The organism is Streptomyces sp. DF42, from assembly GCF_058267695.1.
In genome coordinates this window covers 3,279,895-3,304,517 of the sequence record NZ_CM177859.1, presented here as the reverse complement: position 1 = coordinate 3,304,517, position 24,623 = coordinate 3,279,895, and the positions used below count along the sequence as shown (strand labels likewise).

Genomic DNA, 24,623 nt, shown 5'->3' with positions numbered 1-24,623 from the left:
ACTCCTTCGAGGGCGCCGGCCCCGCCGCAGGTGGGCGAGACCGGCGCCCTCGGCGTGTTCTCAGGGGCTCGGTGCCGTGAGATACCGCTGCAGGGTCGGTGCCGGCCATGCCGCGATCTCCTCGCGGCTGAGCGCCACGGCCGCCGGAAACCGCAGCACGTAGCGCGTGAGCGCCGGCCCCAGCAGCTGCGCGGCACCGAGCGCGGCCCGCGCCGGGGCCTGTTCGGGATCGGTGCCGGACAGCCGGCGGGGCGAGAGGGTGTACGGCTCGCCGGAGCGGCGCAGCGTGGCGAGGACGTCGAACTCGCCGCGCGAGATCCCGTAGGGCGCGTACGCCCGCTCCATCCGGTCGCCCATCGTGCGCGACAGCCGGAAGATCCGCCCGAAGACCTCCATCGCGGCGGTGTCGAGATCGGGCCGCACCTCGGCCCACTGGCGGATGATCGCGTCGATGGGGTCGTTGTGCTGCGCAGTCATGCGGAGAGTATCCGTCGGGCTCGGGGATCCCGGTGGATCCACCGTCGCGGCGCTACACCTGTCACGTCCCGACGGGGCGGCGGTGGGGCGGGTGCCGGAAGGGGGCGGACCGTTGCCGGGGGCCTCACCGAGAAGTCGGTTCGGACCCGCGTCACGGGCACCGACTCGCGATAGCGTCACACCGTCCCCGCGTGACGCAAAGCCCGGAGTTCCGGAGGTGCCCGTGGTCGCCCAGGTCTGTGCCAGCTGTGGCAAACCGCTCCCCGCCCGGGCCGGCCGCACGGGCCGCAGCTCGGTGTACTGCTCGGCCGCCTGCCGGCAGAAGGCGTACCGCAAGCGGCACGAGTTCGATGAGAGCGGAGCGGCCGGGGCGACCGGAGCGGCCGGAGTGGACGGCCTGATCGGGGACATCGCCCGGCAGGTGAAGGAGCTGGCACCGCAGCCTCCCTCGGTCCTGTACTCGGGAGCCACCGAACTCTCGTCGTCCGTCGCTCGGCTGCGGCGGGTGGCACGACTGGCCCGGGACACGGCGAACGCCGACCGGGACACGGCGGAGGTGGCCCGCGAGACGCCGGAGGTGTCCCGGGAAACGGCGAAGGAACCCGTCACACCGGACCTCGTTACGGAACGCTCCCGTCCTGCATCCCTCCTCACCGAAGCCGACTTCGCCGCCCTCACCGAGTCCCACCGGCACGAGATCCAGGTGCACTGCTACCGCATGACCGGCTCCTACGACGACGCCGAGGACCTGGTGCAGGAGACGTTCCTGCGGGCCTGGCGGGCCCGGGACGGCTTCGAGGGGCGGGCCGGCGCGCGCACCTGGCTGTACCGCATCGCCACCAACGCCTGCCTCGACTTCCAGCGCCGCACCGCCCGCCGCCCACAGCGCTACGAACCGATCCCCGGCATGAACCACGGCACCGGCGAACCACCCGCCCGGGTCACCTGGCTGCAGCCCTACCCCGACGACGAGCTGCCCACCCCCGAGGAGGACCGTCCGGACGCCGCCGCCGTCTCCCGCGAGACCCTGGAGCTGGTCTTCCTCGCCGCCATCCAGCATCTGCCGCCCCGCCAGCGCGCCGTGCTGATCCTGCGGGACGTGCTCGGCCTGACCGCGGCCGAGACCGCCGAGGCCCTCGACCTGACCGTGGCCTCCGCCAACAGCGCCCTGCAGCGGGCCCGCCCCACCCTCCGCGACCACCTGCCCCGCAGGCGCGCCGACTGGACCGCGACCGAGCCCACCGAGGCCCAACGCGCCGTCCTGCAGCGGTACATGGCCGCCGCGGAGCGGCTCGACCTCGCGGCCATGACCGACCTGCTGAGCAAGGACGTCACGCTCACCATGCCGCCGAACCCGTTCTGGTTCACGGGCCGCGACGCCCTCGTCGACTTCCTGCGCCCGACCCTCGACCCGGCGTCCCCCATGTTCTTCGGGCACTGGCGCCACCTGCCCGCCCGCGCCAACGGCCAGCTGGCGGCGGGCGGTTACGTCCGCAGGCCCGGTACGAACGTCTACCGCGCCCAGGTCCTCGACGTCCTCCGCTTCGACGGCGACGACCGCGTCGTGGAGGTCATGTCCTTCGAACCGCATCTCTTTCCGGCCTTCGGCCTGCCGCTGCGCCTGTGATCCTGCCGACCGATGAGCGGCCGGGGTGCCGTGCGTCTGTATGACCGACCGATACGGAACACCTCCGAAGGAGACCACCATGCTGCTCACCGACAAGACCGCGATCGTCTACGGCGCCGGCGGCTCGATCGGCGGGGCGGTCGCCCGCGCCTTCGCGGCCGAAGGCGCCCGCGTGCACCTCGTCGGACGTACCCGGGAAACGCTTCAGACGGTGGCCGACGACATCAAGGACGCCGAGGTCGCCGTCGTGGACGCCCTCGACGAGGCGGCCGTGGAGGAGCATCTCACCCGCGTCGGCGACGTCGACATCTCCTTCAACCTCGTCACCCGCGGCGACGTGCAGGGCGCCCCGCTCACCGAGATGCCCGTGGACGACTTCCTGCGGCCCGTCGTCAACGGCACCCGCGCGAACTTCATCACGGCCCGCGGCGCCGCCCGCCGGATGGCCGAACGCGGCTCGGGCGTGATCCTCACCCTCAACAGCGGTTCCGCGCACGGCAGTCCGATGATGGGCGGCACGGGACCCGCCGACGCCGCCCTCGACACGCTCGTCCGCAACCTGGCGGTGGAGTGCGGCCCGCGCGGGGTGCGGGCGGTCGGCCTGTGGGCGGCCGGAGTGCCCGAGACCTTCACCGTCGAGAAGCTCTCCGCGGTCAACCCCGCCATCGACGCCGCCGCCGTACAGGGCATCGTCGACCAGCTCGCCGGGATGCGCATGACCCGCCGCAACCCCACCCTCGCCGACGTCGCCGCCACGGCCGTCTTCCTCGCCTCCGACCACGCGGCCGGCATCACCGGCACCTTCGTCAACGTGACCGGCGGCATGGTCGTGCGCTGAGCCCACGAACGAGAAGGGCGCCCGACACCGGGCGCCCTCGTACTCGTATCGACGACTACGCCCGCGCGTCCGCCGCCTGTGCCTTCAGCGCGCGCTCCACGCCCGAGCGGGACTCGGAGACCAGGCGGCGCAGCGCCGCGCCGGGCTCGGCGGAGGCCAGCCAGGCGTCCGTCCGGTCCAGCGTCTCCTGCGAGACCTGGACGGCCGGGTAGAGGCCGATCGCGATCTGCTGGGCGATCTCGTGCGAGCGGGAGTCCCAGACGCCCTTGACCACCTCGAAGTACTTCTCGGCGTACGGGGCGAGCAGCTCACGCTGGTCGGTCTGGACGAAACCGCCGATGACGGCCTCCTGGACGGCGTTCGGCAGCTTGTCGGACTCGACGACCTGCGCCCACACCTCCGCCTTGGCCTCTTCCGTCGGCCGGGCGGCACGGGCGCTGGCGGCATGGCGCTCACCGGCGGCCGTCCTGTCCCGCTCGTACTCGCCGGCGATCTCCGTCTCGTCGTAGCGGCCGACCGCCGCGAGCCGCTGCACGAACGCCCAGCGCAGCTCGGTGTCGACGGCCAAGCCCTCGATCGTCTGCCCACCTTCGAGCAGGGAATCCAGCAGGTCCAGCTGCTCCGGTGTCCGGGCCGTCGCCGCGAACGCCCGCGCCCAGGCCAGCTGGTGGTCGCTGCCCGGTGCGGACGCGCGCAGGTGGGCGAGCGTGGCGTCGGTCCAGCGGTTCAGCAGGGCCTCGCGGGTCGCCGGGTCGGCGTACAGGTCGATGGCCAGCTTCACCTGGCGGTGCAGCGACTGCACGACACCGATGTCGGACTCCTTGCCGATGCCCGACAGGACCAGGGCGAGGTAGTCACGGGTCGCCAGCTCCGCGTCCCTCGTCATGTCCCAGGCAGAGGCCCAGCACAGGGCGCGGGGGAGCGACGACTCGAAGTCCCCGAGGTGCTCGGTGACGAACGCGAGGGACTCCTCGTCCAGGCGGACCTTGGCGTACGACAGGTCGTCGTCGTTGAGCAGCACCACGGCCGGACGGCGCTTGCCGACCAGCTGCGGTACGGCCGTCAGCTCGCCGTCCACGTCCAGCTCGACACGCTCGTCGCGCACCAACCTGCCCGTCTCGGCGTCGAGTTCGTACAGGCCGACGGCGATGCGGTGCGGGCGCAGAGTGGGCGCGCCCTTGGCGCCGGCGGGCAGGGCGGGGGCCTCCTGACGGATCGCGAAGGAGGTGATGGCACCCTCGGCGTCCGTCTCGATCTCCGGGCGCAGGATGTTGATGCCGGCGGTCTGCAGCCACTTCTGGGACCAGGTCCCCAGGTCACGGCCGGAGGTCTCCTCCAGCGCGCCCAGCAGGTCGGACAGGCGCGTGTTGCCGAAGGCGTGGCGCTTGAAGTACGCCTGCACGCCCGCGAAGAACTCGTCCATGCCGACGTACGCCACGAGCTGCTTCAGGACGCTCGCGCCCTTGGCGTAGGTGATGCCGTCGAAGTTGACGAGCACGTCGTCGAGGTCGTTGATCTCGGCCATGATCGGGTGGGTCGAGGGCAGCTGGTCCTGCCGGTAGGCCCACGTCTTCATGGAGTTGGCGAAGGTGGTCCAGGAGTGCGGCCAGCGGGACCCCGGGTAGTACGCCTGGCAGGCGATGGAGGTGTAGGTGGCGAACGACTCGTTCAGCCACAGGTCGTTCCACCACTCCATGGTGACCAGGTCGCCGAACCACATGTGGGCCAGCTCGTGCAGGATCGTCTCGGCGCGCAGCTCGTACGACGCGTCGGTGACCTTGGAGCGGAAGACGTACTGGTCGCGGATGGTCACCGCGCCCGCGTTCTCCATCGCGCCCGCGTTGAACTCCGGCACGAACAGCTGGTCGTACTTCTTGAACGGGTACGCGTAGTCGAACTTCTCCTGGAACCACTCGAAGCCCTGCCGCGTGACCTCGAAGATCGCGTCGGAGTCGAGGAACTCGGCGAGCGAGGGCCGGCAGTAGATGCCGAGCGGGACGGACTGCCCGTCCTTCTCGTACACACTGTGGACCGAGTGGTACGGGCCGACGATGAGTGCCGTGATGTACGACGAGATCCGCGGCGTCGGCTCGAAGGCCCAGGTGTCGTCCTTGGGTTCGGGCGTCGGCGAGTTGGAGATGACGGTCCAGCCGGTGGGTGCCTTCACCGTGAACTGGAAGGTCGCCTTCAGGTCGGGCTGCTCGAAGGACGCGAACACGCGGCGGGCGTCCGGGACCTCGAACTGGGTGTAGAGATAAGCCTGTTGGTCGACGGGGTCGACGAAGCGGTGCAGGCCCTCACCGGTGTTGGTGTAGGCGCAGTCGGCGACGACCCGCACGATGTTGCGGCCGTCGAGCAGTCCCGGGAGGGCGATGCGCGAGTCCTTGAAGACCTCGGCGGGGTCGAGTGCGTCGCCGTTGAGCGTCACCTCGTGAACGGTGGGGGCCACCAGGTCGATGAAGGACGCGGCACCGTTTTCGGCCACGTCGAAACGCACCGTGGTCACGGACCGGTAGGTGCCGCCCTCCTGCGCGCCGGAGAGGTCGAGATCGATCTCGTACGAGTCAACGGTGAGCAGCGTCGCCCGCTGCTGCGCCTCTTCGCGAGTCAGGTTTGTGCCAGGCACGCGGTCATCTCCTCGTTATGTGTGGGTTGCGCCATCCTTCCACGTGACCGGGGGGAGGGCGACGAGGGTTTTCCCGATGGGTCGCCCCGGTCGGCGTCTCCGGGGGCTGCGCCCCCAGACCCCCGTTTCGGCCCTGAAGGGGCCCCGTCCTCGAACGCCTGACGGGCCGAACCGATGCCGGCCGGCGCGGGAAACGCCCTGTCCGTATCCCGCCGGTCATCCAGCCCGGCCCGCGGCAGTCTGGACGGCATGACGACCTACACCGCACGACCCATCGAATCGTCCGTCCTCAAGGAGCTCCGCACCGCCGACGACGCGGGCCGCCCGATGACCCCCGTCACCGACGACGAAGGCGGCGCCCCGCTGCGCTGCTGTCTGCGCCGCAGCGAGCCGGGCGAGGTGATCGCCCTCGTCTCCTACGCGCCCCTGCGCCGCTGGGCGGCCGGGACGGGCGCCGAGCCCGGTGCCTACGACGAGCAGGGCCCCGTCTTCGTCCACGCGGACGAGTGCCCCGGTCCGGAGGGCGACGGCTACCCGTTCGCCAACGCCCACCGCACGGTCCGCCGCTACTCGGCCGACGGGCACATCCTGGGCGGAGAGCTGGTCGCGGCCCCCGACGACAGGGCCTTCCGGAACGCGTTCGACGACCCGTCCGTGGCACTCGTCCACGTCCGGGCCGTCGAGTACGGCTGCTTCCTCTACGAGGTCAGGAGGGGCTAGTGCGCCGCTGGGCAACGTTCGCCCCGTCGCGACGCCCGGCACACGCCCCCACTGCCTCACGTGCGGGGGAGGTGCCCTGCCCCCACTCGCCGCACCGGGCACAGACCGAGTACGTCCAGTACGAGGGCCCGCACCCGGCATTACCCCAGCCATCGGCCGGGGGGATCCCCAGAGCACGCACCGGACGCCGCTCCTCAAAGGGCAGATGTTGCCCGCCGGGGCACTATCCCTTCAGCTCAGCCGCCACCAGCTCCGCGATCTGCACCGCGTTCAGTGCGGCGCCCTTGCGGAGGTTGTCGTTGGAGACGAACAGGGCCAGGCCGTTGTCCACGGTCTCGTCGCGGCGGATGCGGCCGACGAAGGACGGGTCCTGGCCGGCGGCCTGGAGAGGGGTCGGGATGTCGGAGAGCGCGACGCCCGGGGCGCCGGCTAGCAGCTCCGTCGCGCGCTCCGGGGAGATCGGGCGCGCGAAGCGGGCGTTGATCTGGAGGGAGTGGCCGGAGAACACCGGGACGCGGACGCAGGTGCCGGAGACCTTCAGCTCGGGGATCTCCAGGATCTTGCGGGACTCGTTGCGGAGCTTCTGCTCCTCGTCCGTCTCGTCTCGACCGTCGTCGACGATCGAACCGGCGAGGGGGAGCACGTTGAAGGCGATGGGGCGCTTGTAGACGCCGGGCTCCGGGAAGTCGACCGCACCGCCGTCGTGCGTCAGCTTGTCCGCGTCGGCGATCACCTTCTGCGCCTGGCCGTGCAGCTCCGCCACGCCCGCGAGGCCCGAGCCGGACACCGCCTGGTAGGTGGCGACGACCAGCGCCTGAAGACCCGCCTCCGCGTGCAGCGGGCGCAGGACGGGCATCGCGGCCATCGTCGTGCAGTTCGGGTTGGCGATGATGCCCTTGGGCCGGTCGGCGACCGCGTGCGGGTTCACCTCGGAGACCACGAGGGGTACGTCCGGGTCCCGGCGCCAGGCGGAGGAGTTGTCGATCACGACGGGGCCCTGCGCGGCGACCTTCTCGGCCAGCGCCTTCGAGGTCGCGCCGCCCGCGGAGAACAGCACGATGTCGAGGCCGCTGTAGTCGGCGGTCGCCGCGTCCTCCACCGTCACGCCGTCCAGGACCGTCCCCGCCGAGCGGGCCGAGGCGAACAGGCGCAGCTCGGTGGCCGGGAAGGCACGCTCCTTGAGGATCCTGCGCATGACCGTGCCGACCTGCCCGGTGGCTCCGACGATTCCGACCCTCACGGCGACTCCCTCTACGTGTACGTGCCTGTCTGCGGCTTCTTGCGTGTCTGCGGCTTTTCCATCATGCGGCCGACCGGGGTCCGCCTGTCCAATTCTTTGGACGCCATGCCCGGCAACCGGGACACCCGGACCGCCGGTACGGTTGCGGAACTCACGCTCGCACCCCGCTGAGCTGCAGAAATTAGCTCTGTGTGGGCCTCCTGCCGCAAGCTGTGCTGCGTCGCGCGACGGTGTGACGTACGCCTCGGTGAAATTCCCGCAGACCCGGCCGAACGTTTCCGTGCGCTGTGACGTCGTAGAGGAAACGCGGTGAGGGGGGTGGCTTGTGCTGCGCGGAAAGGCCCGCCGGGTCCAGAGGGACGATCAGGGGGATCCTCTGGACGCGGCTCAGGAACGCCGGGTGCGGGCGGTGCTCGCGCTGGGCGGAGTGCCGCAGACGGACCTGCCGGACGGGGTGCAGCAGGTCCGCCTGCGGCTGCTGGAGCGCGCGGCGAAGGGGTACGAGGCCCCGCGCGACGTCTCCGCGTGGGCGGCCGTCGTCGCCTCCAACCTGGCCATGGACTGGCACCGGGCCAAGAAGCGCCAGGAGCGGATCGGCGAGCGCCTGGCCTCCCTGAGGCAGCTGGAGCACCCCTCGGGGGAGGACACCAGCGTGCTGTCCCTCGCCGTCGCCCAGGGCCTCGACGAGCTGCCCGACCCCCAGCGTCAGGTCCTCGTCCTGCGTTTCTTCGCCGATCTGCCGGTCCGCTCGATCGCCGAGGAGCTCGGCGTCCCGGAAGGCACCGTCAAGAGCCGGCTGCACACGGCGGTACGAGCCTTGCGCGCCCGCCTGCACGAGGACGAGGTGGTGTGACATGACCGCCGAACACGACAGGTACGACGGTGTCGACGCGCTGATGGCCGCGATCACCGGCGAGGAGTTGCCGGACGAGGCCCGTGCCGACGCGGCCTTCATGGCCGAACACCGCAGGGCGAGCGCCGACGTGGCACTGCTGCGGGAGCAGCTCGGGATCATCGGCGGCGCGCTGGCCGAGGACGCGCGGCCGCAGGAGGAACCCGTTCCCGTACGGGCGCCGCGGAGCTGGCGTCCGGTGCGCAGGTTCGCTCTCGGCACCGTCGCGGTCGCCGCCGTCGCGGGCGCGCTGTCGGGCATGGTGTGGCTGCTGGGGCAGGTCGGGGGCGGGGCCTCCGACTCGGGCTCCAGCGCGAGTGCCGACCAGGCCGCGGGCTCCAAGGCCGGCTCCGCCTTCGGCAGCCCCGGCTACCTCGCCTGCGCCCGTCTCGTCGCCGAGGGCGAGGTGACGGACGTCGAGCCGCTGCCCGGAGCCGCCGAGCAGGACCGGGTCACCCTGCACGTGACCCGCTCGTACAAGCCGGAGAAACCCAAGAAGGAGCTCAGCCTCGTGATCGACGAGGGCGCTCTCCAGAAGGCCCTGCACAAGGGCGACCACATCCTCGTGGCCGTCCCGCAGCACGCCGTCACCCCGGACTACGTGCTCGTCGGCGAGAGTTCCATCGCCCGCGAGCGCGCCGGGCTCACCCGGGCGCTGCCCGAGTCGGCCGGTATCTCGTGCGAGTGAGGGACGAGGCCGGTACCTCCTGCGAGTGAGGGACGAGAGGGGGCGGGCGCCCATACGGACGCCCGCCCCCACCGCCGTATCACTGACCGACTACGGCGTGACCTTCTCGATCTTCACGCTGCCGCTGCCCGCGACCGTGCCGCGTGCGTTCACCAGCTGGACCTGGCCGAAGAACTCGCGGCCCTCCGGCGCGGCCGCCGCGGCGGTGACGCTGCCGGAGACGGTCGCCGAGTCGCCCGTGCCGAGCTTGACGGGGGTCGAGTCGTCGACGGTGACCGTGCCCAGGGACGGGGAGAAGAAGACGTCCTGGTAGTCGTAGTCCGTGGAGCCGGCCGGGATCGAGTAGCCGGCGACCTCGATGGTGTAGGTACCTGCGGCGGGCGAGGCGACGGAGACCGCCTCCTCGGAGTCGCCGTCGGCAGACTGGCCGACGACGGTGCCGGCCGCGTTCTTCACCGTCAGGTCGAGGTCGGCGGCTGCGTCCGAGACCTTGCCGATGGCGACGTCCAGCGACTTGGCGCCCGTGGGCACCTCGACCGTGGTGGTCCGGGTCTCGCCCTGCTTGATGGAGGGGCGGTCCGACTTCGCCGAGCCGAGCGGGCCGCCGGCGAGCTTGCCGTCGAGGGCGGCGAACCTGTTGGTCACCTTCCAGGAGACGGCGGCCGGGGTGCCCACCTTCGCCTCGGGCACGGTCACCGTCGCCGGGTCGAAGGCCGCGCCGTAGACGGCGAGGTCCAGCTTGTACGGGTTGTCGAGCAGCGGCGACGTACGGCGCGACTCGACCTCGATTTCCCACACGCCGGCCTGCGGGTCAGCGTACGAACGCACGTCGGGCTTGCAGCCGTTGGTGTTCGGGTAGTTGCTGTAGCAGTACGGGGTGCCGGTGTCCTCGACCGGGACGCCGTAGGGGTGGATCGAGATGAAGCGGGTCTGGCTCTTGTCCTTCAGCCCGCTGATCGCGGCCTCCAGCGACGTGGCGCCCTCGGGCACGGTCACGAAGTAGGACTGGGTGCTGTTGCGCTGCACGGTGTTCGACGCGGAGTAGGTGAACTTCACCGGCGCCGAGACCACGACGGTGGTGAGGATCTGCTTGTCGATCCCCTCCGTCCTCGGGTCGTCGACCTCCAGGATCGCGCTCTTGATGCCCGCGGACCGCGGGTTCGCCCGCACCTTGACGGTCACCGGCTGGTTCAGCGGCAGCTTCACGGTGTCGGAGCCGACGATCCTGAAGGTGTCACCGGCGTTGTTCGCGAAGTGCAGCTCGTGCCGGATCGCCTTGTCCGAGCCGGAGGTGCGGGTGACGGTGACGTCGTACGTCTTCTTGTCACCGGCCTTGAGGCCGCCCTCGCGGTCGTACAGACCCGTGCCGAAGCCCGGCGTCTTCAGGGCGTAGTCGATCGCGGTGTCGACCGGCGCCTTGACGACGTAGTTGTCGGGTACGGCGTCGTGGGCCTTGGCGGCGTCGCGGATCGAGTCCCAGGCGTCGACGATGTCGATGAGGCCCGCGCCCTCCTCGTACGCCTGAACACCCTTGATGTGGTCGGCGGTTGAGGTCAGCGCCGTGCGCAGGGCGGCGGGCGTCAGCGCGATGTGCTTCTGCTTGGCGGCACTCAGCAGCAGCGCGGAGGCGCCCGCGGCCTGCGGGGACGCCATCGACGTGCCCTGCAGCATCGAGTAGCCGGCCGGCAGCGAGTAACCCGAGTCGGCGACCGGGGAGCCCGGCAGCCAGGTCTGGGTGGTGTTGATCGAGGCGCCCGGCGCGGACAGGGTGGGCGTGAAGCCGCCGTCCTCACGCGGACCGCGCGAGGAGAAGGGCATCATCTGGTACTTCTTCTCCACGGCGGAGCCGTAGTTGGACGCCCATGTCCGCTGGGAGATGGTCGCGCCAACCGAGATGACCTTGTCGGCGAGGCCGGGGTCGCCGATGGTGTTGGCGCCCGGCCCGGAGTTGCCGGCCGATATCACCAGCTGGACGCCGTAGGTGTCGATGAGCCGCGTGTACAGCTCGGCGCGGGCGTTGTTGCCGTCGTTGAGGGCCGGGAGCCCGCCGATCGACATGTTCACGATGTCGACGCCGCGGTTGACGACGAGGTCGATCATGCCCTCGGTGAGCGCGACGTTGGTGCAGCCGCCGCTCCAGGTGCAGGCACGGGACGAGACGATCTTCGCGCCCGGGGCCTCGCCGTTCATCCTCCCGCCGAACAGGCCGTGGGCGGAGGTGATGCCGGCGACATGCGTGCCGTGCTCGGACTCGATGACGCCGATGTTGACGAAGTCGGCCTTCTTGCCGACCCAGTCGCCGCCGAACGGGTCCATCGGCACGTCCTTGCGGATCTGCACGACGAACGGCTGGCGCTCCACGACGTCGGTGGACGGGTTGTCCGTCCCGAAGTAGCCGACCTGGTAACCGTCCTTGTACGGCTTCATCGGTGCGTCGTCGGAGAAGTCGTAGTTGTTGTTCAGGTCGACGCGGACGGTGCCGGCGGCGGCGTCGTAGAGGACACCCCACTTGTCCGTCGTGTCGCCGTCCCGGTTGGCGTCGCCCTTCGCGTCGCCGCCCGCGGTGGCGGCCTCGCTGAAGGTGCTGACCTGGTACGACCCGGCGGGCGCCGTCCAGGTCCGGCCGCCGTAGGTGAAGGTGGGGCCGGAGACCGCGGTGACCATCGGCCGCCAGGTGGCGTCGCTGTCGACGATCGGGTCGGTCGCCGTCACCCAGTCGACGATCTTCCGCTCACCGGTGGTGGTCTTCTGCAGGGCGGGGTGGCCGAGGTCCACGCCCGAGTCGAGGATGCCGATGGTGACGCCGCGGCCGTCCGCCTTCGGGTTCTTCTTCACGAAGTCGACGGCGCCCGTCTCGAAGGACGGGTTGTACGGGTTCCTGGCGGGGGTCTTCTTGCCGGGGGCCGGGTAAGTGGCCTTCGCCGACGAGGACTTGGCGGAGCCGGCGCTCACGCTCGGGTCGTCCAGCGGTATCTCCTCGCGCAGGTCGATGCCGTGCACGGAGGAGAGCTTCGCGGCGGCCGCGATGGCCGACTGGGCCCTGCCGGTCGGGACGGTGGCGCGGACGTAGCCGAGCTTGTCGTAAGTCCGGCCCACGGAGGCGCCCTTGACCGCGTCCAGCTTCTCGGCGACCTGCTCGGTCTGCCCGGGCGCGGTGGCGATCATCATCGTGACGTTCTTGTCGCCGTCGGCCTGGGCCTCGGCGAGGAGGTCCGCGTCGTCCGAACCGAGCTTGTCGTGGGCGGACTTGATGCTGCCGTCCGAGGGGGCGGTGGAGCCCGGGGCCGGAGCGTCGGCGGAGAACGCCATGGGTATCGGCCCCGCCGCGGAGAGCGCGGTGACAAGGCCGGCGGCCACGGCCATGCGGGCCACGCGTCTCGCGCCCGATATGGGATCGCGCTGAGGAGTGAGGGTCATCGGCATCCCTTTTAGGTGAAGAGTCCAGTGCCGGACGAGCGCACAGCTTTACCCAAGGGACAGTTGTTTGGGAAGTGTTGACCGAAACGCTATCGACGTATGGGGAAAACCCCCGATGCCCTTTAGGGGGATGAGTCCCCAATGACATCAAATGGTATGGAGTGGGGCGGCGGTTCAGGATTCCCTTGTGCGTGCGTAATGCCGGGAGGCCTTCGCCCTGTTGCCGCAGGCGGCCATGGAGCACCAGCGGCGTGTGCCGTTCCTCGACGTGTCGAGGAAATGCAGGATGCACGCGTCGTGGGCGCAGCCGCGGATGCGGTCGGAGGCGGTCGAGAGCAGCTCCAGATAGCTGCGGGCGGCGAGCCAGGCGGGACCCCAGGACGGGTCGCCGAACTCGGGCAGCTCGCCGGGGCCGCCGGTGGTGAGCGTGGCCCGGATCCGCCCGTGCGCGAGAACGGCGTCGACGGCGCCGGCGCCTTCCGTGAGCGATCCGTCCACGGCCTTCTTCAGGGCGTCACGGGCCTGAAGCGCATGGCGCAGGGTCGTCGCGTCGGCGTCGAACCGCCCGTCGAGCCCGTTGGCGGCGAGCCACACCGCGAGCCCGTCCACGTCGGTGAGCAGATCGTGCACGACCCCCTCCTTGTTCCATCGCGTGTTGAGCAGGTCGAGCGCGAGGGGCTCACCGGTGAGGGGGCGCGGATCTGGGGCGGCGGACATGGGGCGACTCCTTTCGGCAACCACCTTCGGCTAACCGGTGAAGCTTACGTGACCGGTTGACTCCTTCCGATTCTAACCTCTAACATGCTTCGTGGCGGTTACAATTCGACGGTTACGGCCGAGAGGCTCGATGGTGACGGCCGAGAGGGAGAGCGATGACCCTGCACACGGGCCACGTCGGCCTGAACGTCACCGACCTCGACCGATCGCCGGCCTTCCACCGGGATGTGGTGCGCCTCGGTGTCACGGAAGTCGTCGAGACCCCGTCCGCGATCCCGCTGTGCCGGTCGGCGTCCTGATACTCGCCTGCCAATCCCTCTCCGGCGGTCTAACGTCCGTATGTGCGCAGGAAACTGAGGGTGGCGGCCTACGCCATGTGTGTCCGTGACGACCAACTCCTCCTGGCCCGCTGGATCGACGGCGACGGGGTCCCCGAGTGGACCCTGCCGGGCGGCGGAATGGAACACGGGGAAGACCCCTACGACACCGTCCGGCGGGAGGTCGACGAGGAGACCGGCTACGACATCGAGGTGACGGGCCTGCTGGGCGTCGACACGAACCGGCTGCGCTTCCCCCGCCGCTTCGGCCGCACGGTCGACCACCAGGGCCTGCGGCTGATCTACGAGGCCCGCATCACCGGGGGCGAACTGCGCCCCGAGGTCGGCGGGTCGACGGACATGGCGGCCTGGCATCCCCTGGAGGAGGTGGCGGACCTCAACCGGGTGAGGCTGGTCGACGCGGGACTGGCTCTGTGGCGGGAGCGGCCGGCGTCGGGACATGTGACACCGGCCGTCCGCGAGTGAGGCAGCGGCGGCACAGGTGTGGCGGTGAACGTGAACTCCTTCTGCCCGGCGAAGACGGACGGCCCGGCGCCCGCCCTCGCCGAACTCCGCGGAATCCCTCCCCTACCCCGAAAAATGAACACTGAGTGACCACTCCCGGGCGGTCCGACGAGCGGGCGTGAACGCGCAGGGTGGCCCAAGATCGACGTACGGTGATCGGCGTCACGCGTTGCCGTCTCGTTCACGCACAGGTCATCCCCGATGCCAAGCATCCAGAGCGAGCGGGTTGTTCGCGACAGCGAAACGACCCGCGACCACTGCCGATGCGTTGTACTCGGGGAGATCGCGCCATGTCGCGCATACGCTCTGTCGCCGCCACCATCCCGGCGATCAACCGCCGTACCGTCCTCGCCGCCACCGGCGCGGCGGCCGTCTCCGCAGGCGTCGGCTACGCCCTGCGGCCCACCGACAGCCAGGCCGCCACCACCACAACCGCCACCACCGAGGGCACCCGGGTCGTGGCCCAGTCCCGCCAGGCCCCGGCCGCCCCCCTCGCCCCGTACACCAGGGGCACCACCCTCGCCACCGTCGCCGCCCCGCGCACCGGCTCCGGCTACCGCCGCCTCGGTAACGGTCCGGGCTGGAGCCGGGTCGTGCGCAGCGAGCTGGCCGCCCCCAGGACGGGCCGCGCCGGCCGCCGTACCGCGCTCGCCGCGTTCGTGCAGCTCACCGACCTGCACCTGATCGACTCCCAGCACCCGATGCGCCTGGAGTACCTGCGCTCCACCGACAAGCACGCCTGGCGTCCGCACGAGGCGCTCACCGTGCAGGGCGCGGTCTCGCTGGTCGAGCGGATCAACGCGCTGCGCGGCGCCCCCGTCACCGGGTCCCCGCTGCACTTCGCGATGACCACCGGCGACAACACGGACAACAACGCCAAGTCCGAGCTCGAGTGGTTCCTGAAGATCATGAGCGGCGGCCGTATCACCCCCAACTCCGGTGATCCGCGGCACTACGAGGGCGTCCAGAACAGCGGCCTCAAGACGTACTGGCAGCCCGACTCCACCGTGCGCGACGGCGACAAGCAGCTCGGCTTCCCGCATCTGCAGGGCTTCCTCGCCGCCGCGATCCGCGAGGTCCGCAGCCCCGGCCTGAACCTGCCCTGGTACTCCACGGTCGGCAATCACGACGCCATGCCGCTCGGCTGCTACGGCCACGGCGACTCCTGGCTCGCCGAGTACGCGGTCGGCGGCAGGAAGCTGATGTCCCTGTCGGCGTCCGAGGCGACGAAGCTCCAGAACCACATCAAGAACGGCAACGACCCCAAGGGCACCGCCTTCCGGGACATGCTGAAGGCGCACAGCCGGGACATGCGCTCGGTCACCGCGGACGAGAAGCGCGCCCCGTACACCCCGGCCGAGTACCTCAAGGCGCACCTCGACCCGGCGTACCGCGGTGTGGGTCCGGTCGGGCACGGCTACTCCAGTGCCAACCTCGCGGCGGGCACCCAGTACTACACCTTCCGGATCGCCGACGACGTCGTCGGCATCAGCCTCGACACCACCGACCCGGGCGGCCACTACGAAGGCTCCATCGGTACGGCCCAGTTGAAGTGGCTGGACAAGCAGCTGCGGGACAACAAGGACTCGTACGTCGTCGTCTTCAGCCACCACACCAGCAAGACCATGACGAACACGAACCACGTGGACCCGGCCCGCCCGAACGAGCGGCGGCACAACGGCCAGGAGGTCCTCGCGACCCTCGGCGCCCACCGCAACGTCCTCGCCTGGGTGAACGGCCACATCCACCGAAACGACATCACCCCGCACGCGGCCTCCGGCGGCCGCTCCTTCTGGGAGATCTCCACCGCGTCCCACGTGGACTACCCCCAGCTCGCCCGGGTCATCGAGCTGACGGACAACAAGGACGGCACGATCTCCCTGTTCACGACGCTCGTCGAGTCCTCGGCCCCGCACCGCACGGACTTCTCCGACCTCACCCAGACGGGCCTCGCGGCCCTCTACCGCGAGCTGTCGTACAACGCCCCGGGCGCCGGCACCTCGCTCGGCGGCGACGCGAACGACCGCAACACGGAGCTGGTGCTGAAGAAGGCCTGAGGGACAAGGGCAGCGTCCGTGTCCGGGGCCACCACGGCGGCATTCACGGCTCGAACAACGAAGGGGTCGCCACGGCGGACGGCCGGCGTTCGGTGGCGTTCGACTCCAGCGGCGTCTGGGCCGGGGACACCGACGCCGTGCTCGGTGCGGAGTTCTGCGGCGACTGACCGTGCGGTAATCCAGCGGACTCGGACACGAGACGCCGCGTTCATCCGCACGAAACGTCCATGCCGCCTCATATCGGCTAACCCGGCATTCACGGGGATGGCTCGATCTGTGCAAGGCGGGTGGTCGTATGCGCACGAGGCGCGGACTGCACGTGCTCTCGGTCTACGAGGGCTTCTTCTCCGGCGGGGCCCGGATTCTCCATAGCGATGTCGTCCTGGGTCTGCAGGAGGGTGGCCAGCACCATCGTGTGCTGAGCATCCATGCCGAGGTACACCGGGAGGCCACTCGGCAGCGCATGGAGGACGACGCATGCCACCGGTCGCTGACCGCGGCCGGAGTGGGCGTCTCCTCCCTGGGCCGGGTGTTTCCCACAAGTGGTGATCAGGCCGGATTCACCGGCCCCGAGCTGGCCGATACCGCGCGGGCGACGGCCGACGCGGACGTCATCCTGTCCCTCAAGGAGCAGCCGCTGCGCCTGCTCAACCAGGCGGGACTGCCGCGCCGCCCGGTCGTGGTCTGTCTGCACCGCTCCGATCCGGAGAACCAGGGCCCGGCCCTCGACGAGCTGAAGGCCGCGATCGCCGACGGCACGGTGGTGGCGTGCGTGTGCTGTGCGGAGTCGACCCGGGCCGCGTACGAGGCCGCCGGCATCCCGGCCGACCTGCTGCACGTCGTCCCGAACGGGGTGGACCTGTTCCGCTTCCGTCCCGACCCGGCCCGGCGGCTGGCCCTGCGGACCGCCCTCGGCATCCCGGTCGCGGCGCCGGTGATCGTCTTCGCGGCCCGCTACGACGCGATGAAGAACGTCCCGCTGTTCCTGCGGGCGGCGCGGGTGTGGCTGGAGCGGGAGCCCACCGGGCGTGTGCTGATGTGCGGTGCGGGCATGACGGCGGCCAATCCGGGGCTGGTCGCGGAGATCGAGGGCGCGTTCGGTGCACGGCGGCCGCTCACGGACCGGCTCCACGCGCTGGGCGTACGGCACGACATGGAGTACGTCTACGCCGCGTCCGACGTGGTGGCGCTGACCTCCGCCTGGGGCGAGGCGGCGCCGCTGTGTCTGGTGGAGGGCATGATGTGCGGTGCCGTACCGGTCGCCACCGACGTCGGTGACAGCGCGGCGATCGTGGCGGGCCACGGCTTCGTCACGCCGCCGGATCCGGAGGTGATCGCGTCGGCGTGGACCGAGGCCGTCGCCGCCCGCACCGACCTCGCACCGGCCCTCGCGAGCAGCCGCGAACGGTTCAGCCGCACCCGCATGATCGCCGCGTACGCCACCCTCATCGACCGCGTCCACACACGGGCGACGATGCCCCCGGCGCTGCCCGATCCCCTCTGACGGGAGCCCCCGGCTGTACGCGGGGCGCACGAGGAGGGGCCGCCGGTGCAGGCCCGGGCGGCCCCTCCTCTCCCCTCCTGATACCGGTCCTCCCGATACCGGTTTCCCGATGCCGGTCCCGGTCCGTCACTACCGGGGCAGCACGACGACGTACGCGGCCGGATCCCGGTCGCCGGACGCCATGAGCGCCGTACGGATGACCGTGGCCTGCTGCTCCATCGAGTCGCGGAGCTTCCTCGGGGTGACGTACACGACCGTGATGCCCAGCCGCTCCAAGGTCTCCCGCTTGCGGGCGTACTCCGACCACATCGCGTCCTCGTCCTGGCGGGGAGCCCGTGTGTCCAGCTCCACCGCCACCGCCTGCTCGGGCCAGTACGCGTCCAGGCCGCCGAGGTGGGGGCCGCCCGGGAGGCGGAGGTCGACGTTCCAGACCGGGTCGGGCAGGCCGTGGTCGTGGACCATCCGGTACAGGCGGTCCTCGGCGATCGCGCGGCCCTCGGCCAGCAGCGAGTCCACCGCGTCCACCACGTGCGGCCGGCTGAGCAATTTCGCCTGGTTCAACGCCCGTACCACCGACGCCGGTTCGCAGTGGCCGCCGCGCACCGCCTCCGTCAGCAGCCGGCGCACCGCGCCCGCGTCCGCCAGTTCGGACACCGCGTCGGCCAGGGCCCGCGGCACCGGGGCGATCGGAACTCCCGTCACCTGCTGGGGAGTCGGCAGGGCCGGCGTGCGGACGATCCGTGCGCAGCCCGTCGAGCGCAGCCGCCGCAGCCGGGGGACCAGGACGTCGACCTTCTCCAGCGACAGCAGCGGGGGCGCCGACGTGAAGCCGTGCAGGTTCAGGGCCGCCAGCCCCGTGATCATCGCCTCCGGGTAGACCGGGTGGTGGGGGTCTTCCGCACCCGGTTGTGCCGGCACCCCGGCAGTCGACTCGCGCGCCGCGTACATGAGCACCGCGTGCAGCCGCTCCTCGCTGGTCGGCGGGCCCGGGTGGAGGAGGAAGACGCCCGGAAGGATCTGCTGCCAGGGGCCGCCGGCACGGCACTGCTCGGTCATCTCCGCGGACGTGACGCCGTGCGCGCGGAGCTGAGCCGTCGTCAGGACGCGGCGGTGCACCTCGGCGAGGTGACGGAGGGGGCGGGGGGAGGCCGGGGGGAGCGGCGTGTTGTGGTTCATGCCGGGGGTCTTCCGCACCCGGTCCGCTCTTTAACCGCTGTTACACGCTCGTCGACAAATGCGGACAAGGGGACCCTAAAGGACGGGTGTTCGGATGCCGATAGGGCGCGGAAAACCCCTGGTCCGTTCGGGTTGGACCAGGGGTTACGGGTGTTATTGACCGGATTCCGTAACGGTCACGGGCGGATCAATCGTTGGCCAAAGCCTGGGCCCGCAGCGCCCGCGCCAGGTCGTCACGCGACTCCAGCACCAGCCTCCGCAGCGCCGGCGCCGCGTCCTCGTGGGCCGCGAGCCAGGCGTCCGCCGCGTCCAGCGTCGGCTGCGCGTCCCGCTCGGCCGGATGGGCCGGGAACAGGCCCCGGACCACGTCCATCCCGATCTGGATCGACCGCTCCTGCCAGACCCGCTCGATCACCGCGAAGTACTTCGAGACGTACGGCGCGGTCAGCTCCCGCTGCGAGGGCTGCGCGAAGCCCGCGATCGTGGCCTCCACCAGGGCGTTGGACAGCGCGTCCGACTCCACCACCTGCGCCCAGGCCTGCGCCTTCACCGCCTCCGAGGGGCGGGCGGCCAGGCAGCGGACCTGGTGGCGCTTGCCGGACGCCGTGTCGTCGCGGGCCAGTTCGGCCGCCAGCGCCGTCTCGTCCGCGACTCCGTGCGCGGCGAGGGGTTCCAGGAACGCCCAGCGCAGCTCCTGGTCGACCTCCAGTCCGTCGACCTTCTCGGTGCCGTCCAGCAGGCCGCGCAGCAGCGCCAGATCGGCCGGCGCCGACGCCACCGAGGCGAGGAAACGGGCCCACGCCAGCTGATGCTCGCTACCCGGCTCGGCCGCCCGCAGATCCCGCAGCGCGGTCTGCGCCAGCAGCCGCTCGCCCGTCGGCCGCCAGGCGGGCGCCGCGTAGTTGACCAGCGCCGAGTTCGCCCAGGCGTGCAGCATCTGCAGGACGCCGATGTCGGACTCGCGGTGCGCGAAACGCGTCACCAGGTCGATGAAGTCGGCCGCGGGCAGCAGCGCGTCCCGGGTCAGGTTCCACAGCGCCGACCAGCACAGGGCGCGGGCCAGCGGGTCGGTCATCGCACCGAGGTGCTCGCGCAGGGCGGCCAGCGAGCTGTCGTCGAAGCGGATCTTGCAGTACGTGAGGTCGTCGTCGTTGACCAGCACCAGCTCGGGCGCCGGAGCGCCGGCCAGCTCCGCCACGAGCGTACGCGGGCCGTCGACGTCCGCCTCCGCGCGCGCGTACCGCTCCAGGCCGCCCTCGGCCGTGCGCCGGTACAGGCCCACCGCCACGCGGTGCGGCCGCAGTTCGGGGTGCGACTCGGCCGCTTCCTGCAGCACCGCCAGCTCGTCGACGCGGCCCTCCGCGTCCAACAGCACCTGCGGGGTGAGGGAGTTGACGCCCGCCGTCTGCAGCCAGCTGCCCGCCCACGTCGCCATGTCCCGGCCGCTGGTCTCCTCCAGGGCCGACAGCAGGTCGCCGAGGCGGGTGTTGCCGTACGCGTGCCGCTTGAAGTAACGCCGTGCGCCCTCCAGGAACGCGTCCTGGCCGACGTACGCCACCAACTGCTTCAGTACGGAGGCGCCCTTGGCGTAGGTGATGCCGTCGAAGTTGAGCTTCGCGTCCTGGAGGTCGCGGATGTCGGCGGTGATCGGGTGGGTGGAGGGGAGCTGGTCCGCGCGGTACGCCCAGGCCTTGCGGCGGTTGGCGAAGGTGATCCAGCCGTCGGTGAAGCGGGTGGCGCCGACCAGCGCGAACGCGCCCATGAAGTCCGCGAAGGACTCCTTGAGCCACAGGTCGTCCCACCACTCCATGGTGACCAGGTCGCCGAACCACATGTGCGCCATCTCGTGCAGGATGACGTTGGCCCGGCTCTCGTACGAGGCCCGTGTGACCTTGCCCCGGAAGATGAACTCCTCGCGGAAGGTGACCAGTCCGGGGTTCTCCATCGCGCCGAGGTTGTACTCGGGGACGAACGCCTGGTCGTACTTCCCGAAGGGGTACGGGTAGTCGAAGTGGTCGTGGAAGAAGTCCAGGCCCTGCCTGGTGACGAGGAAGACGTCGTCCGAGTCGAAGTAGGGGGCCAGGCCCTTGCGGCACAGGGCGCCGAGGGGGATCTCCAGCCGCGAGCCGTCCTCGAAGGTCCGCTCGTAGGAGTCGGTCACGTAGTGGTACGGACCGGCCGTCACACACGTGATGTACGTCGAGATCGGCTTGGTCTCCGCGAACCTCCAGACGCCGTCCGCCAGTTCACCGACGCCGTTGCTCCAGACCGTCCAGCCCTCCGGCGCCCGCACCTCGAAGCGGAACGGGGCCTTGAGGTCCGGCTGCTCGAAGTTCGCGAAGACCCGGCGGGAGTCGGCCGGCTCGTACTGGGTGTACAGATACACCTCGCCGTCCTCCGGGTCGACGAAGCGGTGCATGCCCTCACCGGTGCGGGAGTAGGCGCACTGGGCGTCCACGACCAGCTCGTTCTCCGCGGCGAGGTCCTCCAGCAGGATCCGCGAACCGTCGAAGACCGCGCCCGGGTCGAGGTCCCGGCCGTTGAGTGAGACGGCCGTCACACTCGGCGCGATCAGATCGGCGAAGGTGGTGGCGCCCGGCTCGTTGCTGCGGAAGCGGATCGTGGTCACCGAGCGGAAGGTGCGCCGCCCCTCCTCGGCCACGTCCCCCACCGCCGTACGCAGGTCGAGGGACACGTCGTAACCGTCGACGGACAGCAGGGCGGCCCGCTCCCGGGCCTCGTCGCGGGTCAGATTCTCACCGGGCACGGGCGGTACTCCCTCTGGACATGTCGGGCATGGGTGGGGTGCGGCGGAACAGGACCGATCCTGCCATGTGCACCTGACGCCGGACACCGGGAATGGGGTCGGTGATCCGCGGTGTTGGCCTGGGAAACGGCCGTATTCCTAGGAGAGCCATGTCCGAGACCGCGACGTCGTCCGCCAAGACCCCCGTCGACTTCTGGTTCGACCCGCTGTGCCCCTGGGCCTGGATGACCTCCCGATGGGTGCTGGAAGTGGAGAAGGTCCGGGACATAGAGGTCCGCTGGCACATCATGAGCCTGGCCGTGCTGAACGAGGACCGGATCGACGAGCTGCCCGAGCAGTACCGGGAGATGCTCGCGACCAAGGCGTGGAAGCCGGTGCGCGTGGTGACCGCGGCCTGGCAGAAGCACGGCGCGGACGTCGTCGGCCCCCTCTACACGGCGCTCGGCACCCGCATCCACAACCAGGGCGAGGGCCCGACCGTCGAGGCGATCGTGGGCGCCCTGGCCGACGTCGGCCTGCCCGCCGACCTGATCGACTACGCCGACCAGGAGGACTTCGAGTTCGACGCCGAGCTGCGCGCCTCCCACAAGGAGGGCATCGAGAAGGTCGGCCAGGAGGTCGGCACCCCGGTCATCGCCGTCCCCGGCCCGGCCGGCGAGCAGATCGCCTTCTTCGGCCCGGTCGTCACCCCGGCCCCCAAGGGCGAGGAAGCCGCCAGGCTCTGGGACGGCACCCTCGCCGTCGCCTCGGTCCCCGGCTTCTACGAGATCAAGCGGACACGGACGGCGGGACCGGACTTCAGCAACCTGTGACCCCGTGAGCCGGGCGGCTCAGTCGGGCAGCCGCCGGGGCCGGTCGAAGGGGGACGAGTTCAGGCCGGTTCGCAAGGTCCCGCAGTCGCAGACGAAGACGTCGCCCACGTACCTGCGCCCGGTGGCGCCGCGGAGCTTGTCCTGCTGATCTCTCGTCAGCGGACTGTGCTTCTCGTCGTGACGGCAGGTCTCGCAGTACAGCTTCCGTGGATTCGCCATGACGTCACGGTCCACCGGAGGCCCGGCTACCGGAAGGCTCCGCGAGACACGTTCTCGCGGAGCCTTTCCGCCGTCACGGTCCGCCCGTCGTCACGTCCCCTTGGCCGCCTCCCCGAACTCCTCGGGAAGGCGCTCGCCCTTGCCCCGGTTCAGGTGCGGCTGGTACCAGAGGCACCCCTTGGCCGTGCAGCGCCACAGGTTGCCCACGAAGAAGCGGGGGCCCTTCTTCTCGCGGACGGCCTCCTTCTCCGCGTTGGTGAGCAGGCGGAACCTCTGCCTGCTCCGGCACGTCGGGCACTCCCGTTCGATCTCGGTCATCGACCCCTCCTCGCGATCACCGCCAGGTTCCGGCGGTATCGGACAGCGGCTCCGCCGCGGGCGGCCACACCCGCGTCGACCCTCAGGGGTAGTACAGCGCGTACTCGGCGAAGGCGCCTGCGGAATCGCCCCGAAGTCGCCCCCGAAGTCGCCCCCGTCGTTCACGCGCGCGCCCGGACCCGGGCCGCCGTGAGCCGGGCCAGATGGTCCTCGTAGGCCTCCGCGTAGTACGCCGCCCGTCCCGCGTCCGGGGCCACCACCGCCGTCGGCTCGGTCCAGGCGAACGCGTCCAGGGCGATCCCGTACCGCTGCGCCGCCGCCAGCACCGCACCGCGCGCGCCCACTTCACCCTCGACGATCCTCAGCGGGCGGCCGAGGACGTCGGCGAGCAGCCGCATCCACGCGGCGCTGCGGGTGCCGCCGCCGCAGACCGCGAGCGAGCCCGTGAGGCCGGCGGCCTGAAGGCAGTGCCGGGCCGCGTAGCCGATGCCCTCGCAGGTGGCGCGGATCAGGTCGCCCTTCGTCGACTCCAGGGAGATACCGGTGAGTTCGGCACGCAGGTGCGGCTCCACGAAGGGGGCGCGCTCACCCGACGGGGCGAAGTACGGCAGGACGCGCACACCGTTCGCACCGGGCGGGGTCCCGGCGAGCAGTGCGTCGACCTCCTCGTGGTGGACGCCGGTGGTCGACAGCACCCAGTCGAGGGCCGCCGTGCCGACCATCGCGGGCATGGCGCGCAGCCGGTGGCCGGGGCGGTCGGTGGAGATGTACAGGCCGGCCGGCTCCCCGGTCAGGTCGAGATCGGTCGTCGCGACCAGGCTGGCCAGGCAGGTGCCGACGATCAGCAGACCGTCCCCCGGCGTCGTCACGCCCGCGCCGAGAGCGCAGGACGGCAGGTCGTACGGGCCGTTCGCGAGCCGCGTGCCCGACGGCAGGCCCTCGCCGAGCGCCTCGGCCGTCGTGATCGGGTCGCCGATGGGCGCGAGCAGTCCGCGGCGGTGGGTGAGGCCGAGCAGCTCGACCGCCCGGTTGTCGTACGTCCTCGTGCGCGGGTCGAGGAACGGCATCGACGCGTCCGACACGTCCGTCGTCGCCGGGGCGCCGGTCAGCCGCCGGAAGACCATGTCCTTGCAGTACAGGGCGGTGGCCGCAGCATCGAGGGAGTGCGGTTCGTAGCGGTCGAACCAGGCCAGCAGCGGGCCCGGGCAGCCAGGGAACATGGCGCTCCCGGTCCGCCGGAACACCGCCTCGAAGGTGCCGTCCGCCAGCCACTGGTCGAGCAGTTCATGGGCGCGGCCGTCCATCCACGAGGCCGCGGGGCGGACCGGGCGCCCCTCCTTGTCGACCAGCCACACCCCGTCGCCCTGCCCGGTCAGCCCGGCCAGCTCGACGGGCTCGGGCACCCGCGCCGTCAACTCCCGCAGCACGCCGACGACAGCCGCGTACACCTCCTCCATGTCCTGCTCCACGACGCCCCCGTGCAGCGCGAGCCCCACCGGGCGTGCCTCGACGGCCAGTTCACGTCCCTCGGCGTCGAACGCGGCGGCCTTCACCATGGACGTACCCACGTCGATCCCGACGTACATAACGCGCTCTCCTCTGCGGTTCGGCAGCGACCCCAAGGGACGCGGGCCGTATCGATGTGCGGCTCCGCCGCGCGGCCGCGACCGGCCACGACGGCGCCGC

General features: G+C 71.1%; 19 protein-coding genes and 1 pseudogene. 10 read left to right on the top strand and 10 right to left on the bottom strand.

Annotated elements, in window-relative coordinates; genetic code table 11:
- Window positions 1–60: 60 nt before the first annotated feature.
- Entirely contained in the window at window positions 61–477 is a 417-nt protein-coding gene (locus ACYUED_RS15010; RefSeq protein WP_491292782.1) for a TetR/AcrR family transcriptional regulator, read from the bottom strand.
- A 223-nt stretch (window positions 478–700) separates the two neighbouring features.
- On the opposite strand from ACYUED_RS15010, the gene ACYUED_RS15005 reads away from it, so the two are divergent.
- Both ACYUED_RS15005 and ACYUED_RS15000 read left to right on the top strand, forming a co-directional pair.
- Window positions 701–2,104, top strand: coding sequence for a sigma-70 family RNA polymerase sigma factor (locus ACYUED_RS15005; protein ID WP_491294267.1), 1,404 nt, complete (start codon window positions 701–703; stop codon window positions 2,102–2,104).
- Between the two features lie 79 nt (window positions 2,105–2,183).
- A complete protein-coding gene (locus ACYUED_RS15000) occupies window positions 2,184–2,942 on the top strand; it encodes an SDR family NAD(P)-dependent oxidoreductase (RefSeq protein ID WP_491292781.1) in 759 nt (252 codons plus the stop codon).
- A gap of 55 nt (window positions 2,943–2,997) precedes the next feature.
- Here ACYUED_RS15000 and pepN (ACYUED_RS14995) read toward each other — a convergent pair whose 3' ends face one another.
- A complete protein-coding gene (gene pepN, locus ACYUED_RS14995; RefSeq protein WP_491292780.1) occupies window positions 2,998–5,568 on the bottom strand; it encodes an aminopeptidase N in 2,571 nt (856 codons plus the stop codon).
- A gap of 249 nt (window positions 5,569–5,817) precedes the next feature.
- Here pepN (ACYUED_RS14995) and ACYUED_RS14990 point away from each other — a divergent pair, with 249 nt between their 5' ends.
- Window positions 5,818–6,288 carry a DUF1203 domain-containing protein gene (locus tag ACYUED_RS14990; RefSeq protein ID WP_491292779.1) on the top strand — a complete coding sequence of 157 codons (471 nt, stop codon included), beginning with the start codon at window positions 5,818–5,820 and terminating at the stop codon, window positions 6,286–6,288.
- A 223-nt stretch (window positions 6,289–6,511) separates the two neighbouring features.
- Here the strand turns inward: ACYUED_RS14990 and ACYUED_RS14985 are convergent, their stop codons facing one another.
- Complete coding sequence (locus ACYUED_RS14985; RefSeq protein ID WP_491292778.1) at window positions 6,512–7,528, bottom strand: aspartate-semialdehyde dehydrogenase; 1,017 nt, start codon at window positions 7,526–7,528, stop codon at window positions 6,512–6,514.
- 325 nt (window positions 7,529–7,853) lie between these two features.
- On the opposite strand from ACYUED_RS14985, the gene ACYUED_RS14980 reads away from it, so the two are divergent.
- Both ACYUED_RS14980 and ACYUED_RS14975 read left to right on the top strand, forming a co-directional pair.
- Window positions 7,854–8,381: a sigma-70 family RNA polymerase sigma factor gene (locus tag ACYUED_RS14980; RefSeq protein ID WP_491292777.1), complete on the top strand. Its 528-nt coding sequence runs from the start codon at window positions 7,854–7,856 to the stop codon at window positions 8,379–8,381.
- A gap of 1 nt (window position 8,382) precedes the next feature.
- A complete protein-coding gene (locus ACYUED_RS14975) occupies window positions 8,383–9,108 on the top strand; it encodes a hypothetical protein (protein WP_491292776.1) in 726 nt (241 codons plus the stop codon).
- A 90-nt stretch (window positions 9,109–9,198) separates the two neighbouring features.
- Here ACYUED_RS14975 and ACYUED_RS14970 read toward each other — a convergent pair whose 3' ends face one another.
- Window positions 9,199–12,525, bottom strand: coding sequence for a S8 family serine peptidase (locus tag ACYUED_RS14970; RefSeq protein WP_491292775.1), 3,327 nt, complete (start codon window positions 12,523–12,525; stop codon window positions 9,199–9,201).
- Window positions 12,526–12,699: 174 nt separating this feature from the next.
- Window positions 12,700–13,242: a CGNR zinc finger domain-containing protein gene (locus ACYUED_RS14965; protein ID WP_491292774.1), complete on the bottom strand. Its 543-nt coding sequence runs from the start codon at window positions 13,240–13,242 to the stop codon at window positions 12,700–12,702.
- 155 nt (window positions 13,243–13,397) lie between these two features.
- Here ACYUED_RS14965 and ACYUED_RS14960 point away from each other — a divergent pair.
- From ACYUED_RS14960 to ACYUED_RS14945, 4 genes and pseudogenes are all read left to right on the top strand, one after another.
- Window positions 13,398–13,502: pseudogene (locus tag ACYUED_RS14960) on the top strand (VOC family protein); the annotation flags it as partial.
- 81 nt (window positions 13,503–13,583) lie between these two features.
- A complete protein-coding gene (locus ACYUED_RS14955) occupies window positions 13,584–14,045 on the top strand; it encodes an NUDIX hydrolase (RefSeq protein WP_491292773.1) in 462 nt (153 codons plus the stop codon).
- A 329-nt stretch (window positions 14,046–14,374) separates the two neighbouring features.
- Window positions 14,375–16,141, top strand: a complete 1,767-nt coding sequence (locus ACYUED_RS14950; RefSeq protein ID WP_491292772.1) for a TIGR03767 family metallophosphoesterase — start codon at window positions 14,375–14,377, stop codon at window positions 16,139–16,141.
- 319 nt (window positions 16,142–16,460) lie between these two features.
- A complete protein-coding gene (locus ACYUED_RS14945) occupies window positions 16,461–17,645 on the top strand; it encodes a glycosyltransferase (RefSeq protein ID WP_491294265.1) in 1,185 nt (394 codons plus the stop codon).
- Window positions 17,646–17,774: 129 nt separating this feature from the next.
- Here the strand turns inward: ACYUED_RS14945 and ACYUED_RS14940 are convergent, their stop codons facing one another.
- Window positions 17,775–18,821, bottom strand: a complete 1,047-nt coding sequence (locus ACYUED_RS14940) for a hypothetical protein (protein ID WP_491292771.1) — start codon at window positions 18,819–18,821, stop codon at window positions 17,775–17,777.
- A 187-nt stretch (window positions 18,822–19,008) separates the two neighbouring features.
- A complete protein-coding gene (gene pepN, locus ACYUED_RS14935; protein ID WP_491292770.1) occupies window positions 19,009–21,588 on the bottom strand; it encodes an aminopeptidase N in 2,580 nt (859 codons plus the stop codon).
- 149 nt (window positions 21,589–21,737) lie between these two features.
- Between pepN (ACYUED_RS14935) and ACYUED_RS14930 the strand changes: the two genes are divergently transcribed.
- Window positions 21,738–22,400: a mycothiol-dependent nitroreductase Rv2466c family protein gene (locus ACYUED_RS14930; RefSeq protein ID WP_491292769.1), complete on the top strand. Its 663-nt coding sequence runs from the start codon at window positions 21,738–21,740 to the stop codon at window positions 22,398–22,400.
- 18 nt (window positions 22,401–22,418) lie between these two features.
- Here ACYUED_RS14930 and ACYUED_RS14925 read toward each other — a convergent pair whose 3' ends face one another.
- The 3 genes from ACYUED_RS14925 to ACYUED_RS14915 form a co-directional block, all read right to left on the bottom strand.
- On the bottom strand, window positions 22,419–22,619 hold the full coding sequence (locus ACYUED_RS14925) for a hypothetical protein (protein WP_491292768.1): 201 nt from the start codon (window positions 22,617–22,619) through the stop codon (window positions 22,419–22,421).
- Window positions 22,620–22,709: 90 nt separating this feature from the next.
- Entirely contained in the window at window positions 22,710–22,937 is a 228-nt protein-coding gene (locus ACYUED_RS14920; RefSeq protein ID WP_491292767.1) for a hypothetical protein, read from the bottom strand.
- A gap of 161 nt (window positions 22,938–23,098) precedes the next feature.
- Entirely contained in the window at window positions 23,099–24,523 is a 1,425-nt protein-coding gene (locus tag ACYUED_RS14915; protein ID WP_491292766.1) for an FGGY family carbohydrate kinase, read from the bottom strand.
- Window positions 24,524–24,623 lie beyond the last annotated feature (100 nt).